Below are 14,412 nucleotides of genomic sequence, written 5' to 3'. Positions count from 1 at the left end.
AATTATGGTAAATTTGTTCCTATTTGGATAAAAAAAATACCGATGAGTATCATCGGTATTTTTAGGGATATTTGATTAAGAATCGATATTACTTAAGCCATGCGAGTTGAACTTCGTCAGGAGCTTTCATTCTATCCGCTAATCTCATGTATCTTTCAGAAAGGTTTGACAAGTAATCTTGAGCTTTGGAAGCCATATCGTTTAGTCCTGTGAGAGATTCTATTTTCCATAACTTTACCAAGTGATCTATGATTCTAGCATAATCCCAGCCTGTGTACACACCAATTTTTTGTGTGATGGCAGAGAATTGGTCAAACAGTGTAGGATTGGATCCACCTTTTCCCATTAGTACAGCTGGCATGACTATCTGCTTTCTCATCATTTTTTCAAATGCCAGGATAGCTCCATTTGGGTCTATATTGAATATCTCCGACATGAACGATTTATAGGCTTTCTCATGTCTAGCTTCATCGCCTGCGATGGTCTTACAGATTCTTGACAAGACATCATCACCTGCTTTATCTGCTAGTTTACCTGTATTTACGTGAGATATTTTAGTAGCTCTTTCTTGGAAAGAAGTATAAATAATCGCTTGATATGGATCTTTTTCTGACTTTGGATCGAAGCCGTTATAAATTAGTCTATGAATGGTTTGCTCAACTTTTTTCATATCAGCTCTTGCAGATAAGTAGAGATATTTATTGAGCAAGTCGCCATGTCTATTTTCTTCAGCAGTCCAAGCTTTTGACCATCTTACCCATCCAGAAGGGCTAAGTAAGTTGCCTTCAGGATTGATACCTTCCAGTAAGTTGAAGTAAGTTTGATAACTAGGCAGGGCTTCTTCCGTGATCATGTTTCCGATAAGGGAAGTGATGATGGTATCAGGAATGCCAGCAGCTCTTTCTTGAAGCAATTTGACTTGATCAAATGCATCAGGTGAGCTCATATCTGGCAAGAAGTCAGTAGGTTGCCAGCATTCGTCTGGATCTACTAGGGTATTGTCTACCGCATGACCTACGAAGGCATCAAGCTGGCTGATAACTTCTAGATTCTTTTCTAATTCGTAATTGATATGTTCTGACTTGTTCATAGTAAATCTTGTTTTCCATTGACAATACAATGTTCTAGTGCTTTGACAATGAGAAATCTCCTATAAAGATACGGACATTATACTGATTTGATGTAAGGAAAACCAGATTTCTAATTTAAGTTTCCTAATTAATAAGATAATTTATAAGCAACGACCTTGTTTTTGAAAAACGTCGGTACCAAGAGAATGTTTTCTTCTGGAATAAAATCTATATCAGCAGTATTTGATTCTTCACGCTTTGTGTCAAGGATGAGGGTTTCTTTTCCGTCTCTGATAAGGTAGATTTCACCTTGCCATCTGCTGGCGATGAATGTATGATCATCGATGATAATCAGCCCGTCCCCACCAGTGACAGCTTCATTCACCATTTCGTACTCACCCTCTTCGTCATATTTTTTCAATCCTTGACCATCTAGCCCATATAGTGTTCCATCTGGAGCTACTCGCAGTCCATTGATATTTTTTTGATCTTTTGCAAAATCGAATAATTCTCCATTGAGTAAGTAATGTATTTTTCCTGTTTCCATATCCGAAAAGTAGATTTTGTCATTGTGTACATCAATGTCATTCAGGAACTTGGCACCTTCGACTTTATGTCTCTTTATTATCTTAGCTTGTTCGATATCAATTTCTACTATTTCATCAATATTGGTGACGTAAAGTTTGCCACTACTTATTCCCATACCTTTTGGAGCATCGATTCCAGTGACCCAGTCTTTTTCTATTATATTGCCTTCCTTGTCTATTATGCTGATAAAACCTTTTCCATCTTTTTCATTTGGACCACCATCGATGTTGGAAACATAAATTTTTCCAGTCTCTGCATCATAAAGCGTGGATTCATTGGTCAATAATACATCGTCTGTCTGCCACAAGAGTGTCAGTGAAGGAGACAATTCTTCTATATTGTCCAATTCATCCTCTTCTTTGACAGTTTCTTTTGATCCTCCGCTACATGCCCAAAAGCTAAGAAGAGACATCAGAGAAAAATAAGTGATTACATTCTTTTTCATATTGGTTTGTTTTTTGGTGATTTAGTTAGTTTTTATTTAGTTTATTTATCTTTTTGCTTTAGATTTTAACTGTGTATTTGATTTTGGTTGTTTTATACCATAAATATAACCGTTTATAAATCTTAAGGTTTTGATTTTTTGAATAATCATTAAATTGAATGGATAACAAAAGCTATGATTATGAAAAAAATTTTATCAATCGCTCTAGGAGCTACTATGGCATTTGCTTGTGGTACAGAACCTCAAGAAGTCGATTACACCCAGCTCAGTGATGAAGAAAGACTAGAGGTTGCCAAAGAGATTGCTCAAAGTACAATCATCGTAGATGGTCACATGGATTTGCCATTTCGAATGTATAACCTAGGCAATACTATGAATGGAGAAATTTATGACTTTATCAATAGACAAGAGTCTGGAAATATAGATTATGTGAGGGCTAGAGAAGGGGGGATAGATGCACCATTTATGGCTATTTATATACCTGCTATTTACCAAGAGCGTGGAGGAGCAAAAGCATTGGCCGATACGCTGATCATGATGGTAGAAAGGATGGCAGCAACTTGGCCAGATAAAGTGGCATTAGCCAAATCAGTAGATGATATTGAAAACAATTTCAAAAAGGGACTCTTATCTCTTCCAATGGGCATAGAAAATGCCGCTGCTATTGAAGATGATATCGACAATGTAGCCTATTTCTACAACAAAGGAATTCGCTACATGACACTTACGCATGGTAAAGATAATCTTGTGGGTGATTCTTCTTATGATGACTCGGAGACACATGGTGGATTGAGCGAATTCGGAAGAGAAGTAGTAGCAGAAATGAACAGGTTGGGAATGATCATAGATGTATCACATATTACTGATAAAACTTTCTTTGATGTCGCTGAAGTTAGTAAAGCTCCGATAGTAGCCACACATAGTTCAGCTCGGAATTTCACTCCGGGATTTGAAAGAAATGTGTCTGACGAGATTATCAAAAAAATAGCAGAGAAGGATGGTCTAGTCATGATTACCTTCGGGGGTAGCTTCGTAGATCAGGCTTTTGCGGATAGAAATACAGCCAATAGAGAACATATTGCTTCGTGGCTAGAAGAAAAAGGTTTGTCAAGAAGTGACACCGCTGCTCAGGAGTATATTCAAAAATACATGGCTGACAATAGACCAAATGTGCACGTTTCCAAAGTGGCAGAGCATATTGATTATGTTGCAAAACTCGTAGGAATAGATCATGTTGGTCTTGGTTCCGATTTCGATGGTGTAGGTGATACACTTCCAGAAGGACTCAAAGATGCTTCGATGTATCCAAATTTGATTGCTGAATTATTGAAGCTTGGATATTCAAAAGAAGATATAGAGAAAATTTGTAGCAAGAACTTCTTCAGGGTGTGGAAGTCCATTGAAGATGTAGCCAAATCCGCATAGATTCCTCCATGACACATATAAAAATGCCTTGACGCACAAAGGCATTTTTATATGATTGTTAATTTTTGATTTCTTTTTGGAGTTTTTCTAGAATACTTCCGATTTCTGCTATGGTATCATATAAGATATTGTTGTGATCTAGATCATGAATATCTTTTATTCTTTCCAGTGATTCTGACAAGCCGATTAACTTATTCAATTCCAAGTTTAAGGCGATGCCTTTCAAAGAGTGGGCGGTCTGTTTTATCCGAATGATGTTATTTCCTTTTGAATAATCGATGAGCTCTTTTTGAAGTTTTTTTAGATTTTCATGACTTACCAAGACTAGCTCAGAAAAGAACTCAGGATCTGTGTGTTTATATTCTTCAAATTTCGTTTCGTATTTTGGCGTAAGGATCTCTTCTTTATTGAAGAGGTATTTGCCAAGCATTGCTGAAATGTCAGAAACCAAAATTGGTTTACTTAGATAATCATCCATACCTGCTTCAAGACATCTTTCATACTCTCCTTTTACGGTACCGGCAGTGAGAGCGATGATTGGAGTCTTTGTGTCTTTTTCGATCCTTCGAATCTCTTGAGTAGCCTCATACCCACTCATCTCGGGCATTTGAATATCCATGAATATCAAATCTGGCTTGTGCAATTTGAAAAGCTCTACTGCTTCAAGTCCATTTCTAGCTTCGGAGATAGAAGCAGAAGGTACTACATTTCTTACGATTGTTTTTGCAAGAAGCATATTCACAGGATTGTCATCGGCAAGTAGTATTTTGAAGCTTTTATTTTTAAGAAACCCTGTATCTACACTTAGCTCATGCTGAATTGACCTGTCGTCATGGATTATCATTTCAGATTCTTTGACAACGGCTTGTATTGTGAAATAGAACTTACTACCCATGCCCACTTGAGTTTCCAGTTCTAGTCTGCTGTCCATAAGTTCGAGTAGTTTATTACAAATAGTCAATCCTAGTCCAGTGCCACCATACTTCCGAGTGGTGGAGCTATCTTCTTGAGCAAATGCATCAAATATGACTTTCTCCTTTTCTTTAGATATTCCAATGCCAGAGTCTTTTACTATAAACGTGAGGGATACAGTTTGAGATCTTTGGTCCAATTCATTTACCTGTATAGCTAATTCTATTTCACCTTTTTCGGTGAATTTGACAGCATTGCTGAGTAAATTCATGAGGATTTGTTTGATCCTTATTATATCTAGAAGCACATATTTTGGCAACTCCTGATCCAAAGAAAGTATGAGTTTGAGATTCTTTTCTTCAACCTGCGGCTTTATGACAGTCATGGACTCCTCCGCAAGCTCTTTGAGATTCAGTTCCACTGGGTTCAATTCAAGCTTTCCAGCTTCAATTTTCGAAAAATCCAGAATATCATTGATTAGTTCTAGGAGAAGGTTTCCAGATTGGGTGATCGATTTGAGGTAGTTTCTTTGCGTCTGATCCAGACTTGTCCTCATCAATAAATCAGAGAACCCAATGACTCCATTAAGAGGTGTCCTTATTTCATGGGACATGTTAGCTAAAAATTCCGATTTTGCGACGCTTGCTTCTTTTGCCTTTTGCATAGACTGGACCAAGTTCTGCTCAAGGTTCTTTCTTTCTATCGCATTCGAAATACTATCGGCAAAGCTTAGAAGTAAAGCAGCTTCTGCTTCGCTCCAAATCCGTTCATTTTTGCAGTCATCAAAACCTACATATCCCCAAAAGTAATCTTCTACAAAAATAGGGATCAGTAAAATGGATTTGATTTTCTGACTTTCTAATAGTTTCTTGATATCCTCGTCTTCAAGTTGTGATACGATAGCTTGATAGATTTTATTTTCAGCTAAGAAGAGAACGGCATCTCCATATATATCCATGGGGAGATTTTGAAGCTCTGGATTATTGATCTCTGCGGGGACGTCGTCAGTGCTCCATTCGAATCTTTGGGAACTGTAAATATTCCCAAAATCATCTTCACTATTTTCGAATAAATAGGCTCTATCTACTGATGAACCCTTTCCAATGATGGTGATTGCGTTTTGGGTGGCTGTAGAAAAGTCTGAGTTCGAAAGCAGTTCTTTGGTAGCTTGAGCAATAGATTTCAGCATCTGTTCATTTCTTCTCAAGTCAGCATTTGCTTTTTGAAGCTTCCACTCATTTGCCTGAAGTATGTCTTGGGTTACTTTCTCACCAGTAATGTCTCGAATTTTTAAATAGAATATCCTCTCACTCTCCGATGAATCCCCAAAGGTTGACTCTCGCTTTAGAACAAGCGTCTGTTTTTTTTCAGTTTGAAGCTCAATATCATTGGGGACTTTGCTTGTGTCAAATAGTGAGCTCAATTGAGGCCATTTGCTAATGACACTGTTTTTGTTTAATGAACCCTTGAGCTGAAAGAGTGACCCGGCCGTTTTGTTATGGGTGATCACGCTGCCCTCGTAGTCCAGAATAATTATACCATCATTGAGTTCGTTGAAAATCTTTTCAAAACCAATAGGCATGGACTTTAATAGATTCAGCCTGAAGAGCCCCCAGTACATGAAGATAGCACTCAGTGCCAATGAAAATGGCACCAAGTCCAAATGAGTTTCGACGATTTCAAACAAGTCTAATATGTGTGTAAACCATGGGATAAGTGTAGCAAGTAGGATGATCAAGACTTGCTTTGAAAATGCATTAGGTACATATAAGAGCATCCTGATCAAAAGGATGTTGGAAATGATCACGATAATGATGTTGTAAATCCCATATATCCAGTGTATTGGTCCAGGAACAAATGATATACTATAAAACGATGGATGCTCAATGATATCAAAACTCTTGTAGAACATACCATGATATTGATTAGTGAAAAGTGTCGCTAAAAAAATTACTGGAAAACCAAAAACTATAATTTTCCCAAATTTATTTAGATATTTTTCATTACCTGAGTATTTGAGTACAAAAGCCAAAACAAGCGGAGTCAACAAAACACCACCAATAAATTCCAATTTGAATATCCAAATGATGTAGATCTTACTTGTAGATATTATTTCGAAGCCATAAAGTATGGAGTAAGAAAAGCAGGCTATCATGAGGTAATTAAAATACTTTTCACCATATTCATTTCCATCTTTCTTGCTGAGAATTATTAGAAAAAGAAATAGTATACTTGTAATGAAAACGGGTACGGAAAGTAAGTTGAATTGTAATTGATCTATCATGAATTGGGTGGTGTAAACATGCTAATTTTTACAAATATTAGATGATGATATACATATTTAAATACAAAGTTGACTGAATCAAATTCTCGCTTTTCAAAGGTATATTTACCTATACAATATAGAATAATATTTTCAAAAATTGATAAACTAAATTGTTATGAAAAAAATTAAACTTATTCTTAGTGCATTGTTTTGTGCTTTTATCCTATCAGGGACAGCATATGCTCAGAGTTCAAACGAAATGGAGCAAACCAAAGCAGAGCTTGCTGAAATCAAAAGAGCCCAAAAAGAAGAAAAGCAAAAGCTTGCTCAGGAAAAGAAAGAATTGAAAGCTCAACAAGCAGAACTTAAGCGAATCCAAGCAGCAGAAAAAGCAGAGGCTAAGCGAATTAAAAATTTGGAAAAAGCTCAAAAGGGCTATGATAAAGCCCTTACAAAAAGGCAAAAAGAGGAAATAAGCTTGTCTAAACAAAACCTCAAGATCCAAAAGGCAAAGCAAAAAGGTACTACAGAAGAAAATATTGCCAAGATGGAGCTAAAACAAAAGCAATTTGAAATTAATGTAGAAAAAGCCAATGCTGAGATAGCAAAGTTTGAAAGAGATCTCAAACGGTATAGATCAAAAGAAGATTGAGAAGTAAGACTTTGTTTTTCACCATGTAAAAATAATTTGTTGCTAGCTTCTTTTTGCTGCTCTAAAGTAGGCTTGCATCATCATACAAGTCTGAACTCTACCATGTTCCTGAGTTCAGACTTTTTTATTTCTACACATATGGACACAAGTGTCAATATGTCTGCTTTTCAGGTATTTAGGATGGTTTTTATGACATTTTTTCCGATTATTTGATCTGGTTGCTTATTTGATCCATAGTTTTTGTATCAATATCATCACAAAACCAATACAGCTATCATGGATTTCAATCAATATACGATCAAGTCTCAAGAGGCAATACAAAAGGCTGCAGAGTTGGCTATTGCAGAACAGCAACAAGTTGTAGAGCCTTCACATGTGCTTAAGGGCATATTTGCAGTAGATGAAAATGTAGTAGATTTTATTTTCGGCAGATTGAAAGTGAATAAGGAATCTTTGGTAAGACGAATGGAGGAGTTGATTCAAGGCTTGCCAAGAGGAACAGGTCAACAACCCTACCTTTCAAATGCTACAAATAATTTACTCAACACGGCCAAGCAATTCACCAAGGAATTTGGTGATGAGTATGTGACCATAGAGCATCTATTTTTAGCCATGTTGAAAGGTGGAGATAAGACCGCACAAATGTTAAAAGACCATGGCCTCACAGAAAAGGCCACAATTGAAGCTATAAAGGAACTTAGAAAAGGAAATAAAGTGACAGATCAAAATGCAGAATCAAAATATAGGGCTTTGGAAAAATATTCCAAAAATCTAAACGAGCTTGCTAAAAAAGGTAAGATAGACCCCGTCATAGGAAGAGATGAAGAGATCAGAAGAGTACTTCAAATCTTAGCCCGAAGGACAAAAAACAATCCAATTCTCCTAGGTGAGCCAGGTGTAGGTAAGACAGCCATTGTAGAAGGTCTAGCTCAGAGAATAGTGAGTGGAGATGTGCCAGAAAACTTGAAGTCTAAGACTTTGATTTCTTTGGATATGGGGCTCTTGGTGGCAGGAGCCAAGTACAAAGGGGAATTCGAAGAAAGACTCAAAGCTGTGATCAAAGAAGTCACTGATTCTGAAGGGGAAATCATCCTCTTCATAGACGAGATCCACACTTTGATAGGTGCAGGTGGAGGTGAGGGGGCTATGGATGCAGCGAATTTGCTCAAACCTGCTCTGGCACGTGGGGAGCTGCACGCTATAGGAGCTACTACTTTGAAAGAATACCAAAAGTATATCGAAAAGGACAAAGCCCTAGAGAGAAGGTTTCAAGCAGTAATAGTAGATGAACCTGACGCAGCAGATGCCATTTCTATCTTGAGAGGAATCAAGGATAAATATGAACTTCACCACGGAGTACGTATCAAGGATGACGCTGTAATAGCTTCGGTAGAGCTTTCTCAACGCTACATTTCGGATAGATTCCTTCCAGACAAAGCCATTGACCTAATGGATGAGGCAGCAGCAAAACTTCGTATGGAGATAGACTCACTGCCCCAAGAGCTAGATGAGCTTAATCGCAGAGTCATGCAACTCGAAATCGAAAGAGAAGCAATAAGACGAGAAAACAACAAGGATAAGGAGACAGTCCTGAGTAAAGAGATTGCAGAGCTTTCAGAAAAAAGACAAGGCATCAAAGCTAAGTGGGAAAGCGAAAAGTCCGTAATCACAGGAATAAGGAATGAGAAAGAATCTATAGATAAACTCAAACTTGAAGCAGAGCAAGCAGAGCGGGCAGGAGACTTCGGTAAAGTGGCAGAGATTCGATATGGTAAGATAGTCGAAGCTGAGAAAAGGCTCGCAGAATTTCAAAATCAATTGGAAGCCATGCAGGCTGGTTCGCCACTACTCAAAGAAGAAGTAGATCATGAAGACATTGCTGCTGTAGTTTCCAAATGGACAGGCATACCACTCAGCAAGATGATCCAAAGTGAAAGAGAAAAACTTCTTCACTTAGAAGATGAACTAGGGAAAAGAGTAGCTGGTCAGACAGAGGCCATCACTGCTTTGTCCGATGCAGTGAGAAGAAGCCGAGCTGGATTACAAGACCCGAGGAGACCAATTGGCTCATTTATATTCATGGGTACTACTGGAGTAGGAAAGACGGAGCTAGCCAAAGCTTTGGCTGAGTACCTCTTCAATGATGAAAACGCCATGGTGAGAATAGACATGTCGGAGTATCAAGAAAGGCATGCAGTCAGCAGACTTGTGGGGGCACCTCCAGGCTATGTAGGATATGATGAAGGAGGTCAACTTACCGAAGCAGTCAGGAGGAGACCATATGCTGTGGTACTACTTGATGAAATCGAAAAAGCCCACCCTGATGTCTTCAATATTCTGCTTCAGGTACTTGATGATGGAAGGCTTACAGACAATAAAGGTAGAATTGCCAATTTCAAAAATACCATAATCGTTTTGACAACAAATATAGGCTCTACCCTCATCCAAGAGCGATTTGCTGAGATGGAAGCTTGGAACAAAGATGAGGTGATGGAAAAGACAAAATCAGAAGTTTATGATCTGTTGAAATTATCTGTCAGACCTGAGTTTCTCAATAGGATAGATGAGACGATAATGTTTGAACCCCTAAATCAGGGCGTCATCAGGAAGATAGTAGATATACAATGGAGAGAAATTCAAAAAAGGCTTGAAGCATCTAATATTGAAATCGATGCTACTGCGGAAGTCTTAGACTACTTAGGAAAAGTGGGATTCGATCCTCAGTTTGGCGCTCGACCTTTGAAAAGAACCATGCAGAGATTGGTGCTCAATGAGCTTTCTAAGCAGATTCTTGCTGGATATGTCAAGCCAGATTCAGCAGTATTGGTAGATCTAGATGCAGATCAACAAGTCTATTTCAAAAATGTAGAAAGTGTAGAGATTTAGTAATGATTGATTAGTTGGTTAGGCCCTCAGACTTCGGTTTGGGGGCTTTTTTTATAATATTTTTGGAATTCCAATTTAATTTTTGTGAAATTTAAGGAACTAATGGTACCGACTATGATTAAGATTTTGATTTCTGATGATCACCAAATGTTTATTGATGGGTTGAAGTCTATCCTTAATTTTTCAGAAGAGATAGAGGTAGTCGGTCAAGCCATGAGTGGAAAGGAAGTTTTAAGCTTTTGTGAAACGAAGGAAGTAGACATCGTGATCATGGATATCAATATGCCAGAGATGGATGGGATAGAGACTACAAAGAAATTGATTTTGACTCATCCGAAGGTGAAGATTTTGGGCTTGTCTATGCACAATGACAGGAGTTTTATTTCCGATATGCTCAAAGCTGGTGCTCATGGATACATTTTGAAAAATACTGGGGCTCAAGATCTTCTGGCTGCAATCAAGTCACTCCATCAAGGAGAAAATTACCTTGGCGATGAAGTCAAGCAGACCTTATTAAACTCATTTATCAAAAATACTTTTAAGCAACAAATTTCAGAGAAGCTTTCAGAGAGGGAGTTCGAGGTACTAGAGTCTATAGCCTCTGGATTGACCACCAATGAAATAGCGGACAAGCTTTTCATCAGCAAAAATACTGTAGAAACTCACCGTAAAAACTTGCTCTACAAATTAGGTGCAAAAAATACAGCGGAATTGATCAAGAATGCTTACAAGAAAAGGTTGATTCAGTGATTATAGGAAATCCCCATTTTCAGGGATATGAATGCCTAAAATAAAATTGATTTTTGTAATGATGAGTCAATGCCAATTTTGGTATTGCATGTTTTAAACGTTATTCAAAAATCTATGATATTGATTGCAGATAGTGGATCCACCAAAACGAACTGGATATTTTTAGACGCTGAAGGGCACAAAGTCAAAACTCAAACCACCATAGGTCTGAATCCATATTTTGTAAGTGAACGTCAAATACAGGAGGTAGCTTCAAGCGTAGTGGGCAATCAAGTGAATGATGTGGACAGGATATTGTTCTATGGAGCAGGCTGCGGAAAAATTAAGAAAGCCTCAATCATCCAAAATGTATTAGAAACTGTATTGCCTAATGCCTTTGATATTCAGGTGGAGGGAGACATACTCGGAGGAGCTAGAAGTACTCTTCAAAATGCCCCCGGAATATCATGCATTATAGGTACTGGAGCAAATTCATGTGTGTATGATGGTGAAAAGATAATAAATAATGTCCCTTCATTAGGATACCTTCTGGCAGACTATGGAAGCGGAGCAGTCATGGGGAAAGACGTACTTTCTCTAGTGTTGCAAAAAAAACTTCCTGTAGACATTACCAAAGAATTCTATGATTTCTACCAATTAGATGACAGAGAAATTTTAGATAGCTTGTATAACTTGCCTTTTGTGAATAGGTTTTTGGCTTCTTTTGTGCCTTTCCTTTTGCAATACAGTGAGGTGGAAGAGTTTGCTCAGGTGATTAGCCAAAACTTCAGGAAGTTTTTCGAATATTTTGTTTTACCATACTTTCCAGAAAATGAAAATTTGCCAATTACCATAGTGGGATCTGTGGCTTTTCATTTTAAATCTTTTATAGTAGAGGAGGCTGCAAGGTTGCATATTGAGATCAATCAGATCGTCAAGAATCCCATGGAGGGATTGATACAGTATCATACAGGCGTCAAAGTATGATGATTTTCAAATCAAAGATTCAAATAAAATAATTAGAGATGACCACTACAGAATTAGATTCTAAATATGTTGACCTTGAAAAAATGTCAACGATAGAGATATTGAATGGGATAAATCAGGAAGACCAACAGGTGGCAATGGCAGTACAAAAATGTATACCAAGCATTCAACTTCTACTAGATCAGTTGGTGTCGAGATTCGAGCAAGGCGGAAGGTTGTTTTACATAGGTGCAGGTACCTCTGGGCGATTAGGAATTCTAGACGCATCAGAAATTCCCCCTACCTATGGAGCAAGTCCAGATCTGGTAGTAGGCCTGATAGCTGGAGGCGATGCTGCCATTAGGAAGGCAGTGGAAGGAGCCGAAGATGATATCGATCAAGCTTGGAAAGACCTGCAAGCATATCATCTTTCAGATCTTGATACAGTGGTTGGTATAGCTGCATCAGGACGTACTCCTTATGTGATCGGAGGAGTCAAAGCTAGCAAGGCTCATGGTGTATTGACAGCATGCATTACATGCAATGAAGGATCTGAATTGGCAAAACATGTGGATGTCCCAATAGAAGCGGTAGTAGGACCTGAATTCGTCACTGGCAGTACTAGAATGAAATCTGGTACAGCGCAGAAATTGATACTCAATATGATCAGCACTGCCCTGATGATCAAGCTAGGCAAAGTGAAAGGAAATAAAATGATCAATATGCAACTTAGCAATCAAAAGCTAATTCAAAGAGGTATAAGGATGATAGTAGAAGTATTACCTGAGCTTAGTCAAGAGCAAGCCAAAGCTTTGCTTTTGAAACACGGCTCTGTAAAAGCAGTATTAGAAAATATTTAAATAAACCCTAAATCCAGTCATGATGTCAACTTGTACCATGAAATATTTCTTGATCATTTTTTTGACTATCCATATTTTCTATCCAAAGGATTCCTTTGCTCAAAATGCTCCAAAAAGGGAGATGAGAGCTGCATGGATCGCTACTGTGGAAAACATCGATTGGCCAAATCAACGTGGCTTGAGTTCACAGCTGCAAAAGGAGCAATATGTAAAGCTACTAGATCAGCTTAAAGCCTCAGGCATGAATGCTATCATCATGCAGATTCGACCTACAGCGGATACATTTTATCCATCGAGCTATGAACCGTGGTCCGCTTTTCTGACGGGTGAGCAGTCCGCGGCACCAGATTCTTATTACAATCCATTGACTTTCATGATAGAAGAAGCAAGAAAGAGAGGTCTTGAGTTTCATGCTTGGTTCAATCCTTACAGAGCAAGTATGAGCAAGGATTTCACCCCATCAGATGAACATCCCATGGTAAAGCATCCAGAATGGTTTGTGAAATATGGTGGAAAATGGTACTACGATCCAGGAATTCCAGAAGCTAGAGCATTTGTATTTGATGCTATCATGGAAGTAGTGAGGCATTATGATCTTGATGCAGTGCACTTTGATGACTATTTCTATCCTTATAAAGTGGCAAATGAAAACTTCCCAGATGATAAATCTTATGAGAAATATGGTAGAGAAAGCTACGAGGATATTGATGAGTGGAGAAGATACAATGTTGATTTTTTCGTAGAAGAACTTAGTCAAAGAATCAAGCAAGAAAAACCTTTTGTGAAATTTGGAATTAGTCCTTTTGGTGTTTGGAGAAACAAAGACAAAGACCCAAGAGGGTCTGATACGCAGGCTGGAGTTACCAATTATGATGATTTGTATGCCGATGTTTTGAAATGGTTGGAAAAGGGATGGATAGATTATATTACTCCACAGCTTTATTGGCATATAGGATTCGAAAAGGCAGAGTACAAAACCCTAGTGAAATGGTGGGAAGAGAATTCCTTCGGTCGCCATTTGTATATTGGACAAGGGATATATAGGGTAGGTGAGAAAGGCTGGGAAGATCCCGAAGAAATCAAGAATCAAGTGGAATTCAATAGAACTTTCGAAAAAGTACATGGGAGCATGTACTTTTCAGCCAAAACTATTGGTGAAAACAAGCGAGATGTAAATACCCAGCTAGGAAAAATATATTCTTATCCAGCCTTGATACCTGAAATGCCATGGATAAAAAGTGACCCTCCTTCTCCTCCACAAATATTAACTGTCGAGGGTAGCCCGAGAGATGGAGTAAAGCTGACTTGGAAAGATCAAAGTGTGGGTAATCAAGCTTACTATGTCATTTACAGATCTGATGCAAAAACAGCATTAGATACTGAAAACCCAGCTCATATTTTGACTATCATACCCAAAAGCAGCTATACAGAGCAAGTATGGGTAGATCATAAAGCTAAAAAAAGAGAGGCTTATACCTATCAGGTTTCTGCTGTGAATAGGCTACACCAAGAAGGAGAATTGAGTGAGAAAATTAATGTGATGACAAAAGGAGAGAAAAAAGCTGTCCAAGGCAATGTGAAAAAGAGATAATCTATGAAGGCTTTAGTTTTTT

The 14,412-nt window shown here is 38.1% G+C and carries 10 protein-coding genes; 7 read left to right on the top strand and 3 right to left on the bottom strand.

Translation table 11 applies throughout. The features are described from left to right. Nucleotides 1-88 precede the first annotated feature (88 nt). Together MM214_RS05700 and MM214_RS05695 are read right to left on the bottom strand one after the other, a co-directional pair. Complete coding sequence (locus MM214_RS05700) at nucleotides 89-1,090, bottom strand: acyl-ACP desaturase (protein ID WP_241293013.1); 1,002 nt, start codon at nucleotides 1,088-1,090, stop codon at nucleotides 89-91. Between the two features lie 128 nt (nucleotides 1,091-1,218). Next, complete coding sequence (locus MM214_RS05695; RefSeq protein WP_241293011.1) at nucleotides 1,219-2,103, bottom strand: ATP-binding protein; 885 nt, start codon at nucleotides 2,101-2,103, stop codon at nucleotides 1,219-1,221. Nucleotides 2,104-2,283: 180 nt separating this feature from the next. Here MM214_RS05695 and MM214_RS05690 point away from each other — a divergent pair, with 180 nt between their 5' ends. Then, nucleotides 2,284-3,528 (top strand): dipeptidase, encoded by a 1,245-nt coding sequence (locus tag MM214_RS05690; RefSeq protein WP_241293009.1) that lies wholly within the window; start codon nucleotides 2,284-2,286, stop codon nucleotides 3,526-3,528. Between the two features lie 58 nt (nucleotides 3,529-3,586). Here MM214_RS05690 and MM214_RS05685 read toward each other — a convergent pair whose 3' ends face one another. Continuing rightward, the gene (locus tag MM214_RS05685) at nucleotides 3,587-6,724 is read right to left on the bottom strand and encodes a histidine kinase N-terminal 7TM domain-containing protein (RefSeq protein WP_241293007.1); all 3,138 of its coding nucleotides are present in this window, start codon (nucleotides 6,722-6,724) and stop codon (nucleotides 3,587-3,589) included. Between the two features lie 157 nt (nucleotides 6,725-6,881). Between MM214_RS05685 and MM214_RS05680 the strand changes: the two genes are divergently transcribed. The 6 genes from MM214_RS05680 to MM214_RS05655 all read left to right on the top strand — a co-directional run bounded on the left by MM214_RS05680 (nucleotide 6,882) and on the right by MM214_RS05655 (nucleotide 14,390). Next, complete coding sequence (locus tag MM214_RS05680; protein ID WP_241293005.1) at nucleotides 6,882-7,358, top strand: hypothetical protein; 477 nt, start codon at nucleotides 6,882-6,884, stop codon at nucleotides 7,356-7,358. A 276-nt stretch (nucleotides 7,359-7,634) separates the two neighbouring features. Continuing rightward, nucleotides 7,635-10,244: an ATP-dependent chaperone ClpB gene (gene clpB / locus MM214_RS05675; RefSeq protein ID WP_241293003.1), complete on the top strand. Its 2,610-nt coding sequence runs from the start codon at nucleotides 7,635-7,637 to the stop codon at nucleotides 10,242-10,244. A gap of 114 nt (nucleotides 10,245-10,358) precedes the next feature. Beyond that, entirely contained in the window at nucleotides 10,359-10,994 is a 636-nt protein-coding gene (locus tag MM214_RS05670; RefSeq protein ID WP_241293001.1) for a response regulator, read from the top strand. A 114-nt stretch (nucleotides 10,995-11,108) separates the two neighbouring features. After that, nucleotides 11,109-11,960, top strand: coding sequence for an N-acetylglucosamine kinase (locus MM214_RS05665; protein WP_241292999.1), 852 nt, complete (start codon nucleotides 11,109-11,111; stop codon nucleotides 11,958-11,960). A gap of 38 nt (nucleotides 11,961-11,998) precedes the next feature. After that, nucleotides 11,999-12,799 carry an N-acetylmuramic acid 6-phosphate etherase gene (murQ, locus tag MM214_RS05660; RefSeq protein WP_241292997.1) on the top strand — a complete coding sequence of 267 codons (801 nt, stop codon included), beginning with the start codon at nucleotides 11,999-12,001 and terminating at the stop codon, nucleotides 12,797-12,799. A 37-nt stretch (nucleotides 12,800-12,836) separates the two neighbouring features. Then, nucleotides 12,837-14,390, top strand: a complete 1,554-nt coding sequence (locus tag MM214_RS05655) for a glycoside hydrolase family 10 protein (protein ID WP_241292995.1) — start codon at nucleotides 12,837-12,839, stop codon at nucleotides 14,388-14,390. Nucleotides 14,391-14,412: the final 22 nt, after the last annotated feature.

Source organism: Belliella kenyensis, from assembly GCF_022549675.1.
GTDB lineage: Bacteria > Bacteroidota > Bacteroidia > Cytophagales > Cyclobacteriaceae > Belliella > Belliella kenyensis.
This window is presented reverse-complemented; position numbering and strand designations above follow the sequence as displayed.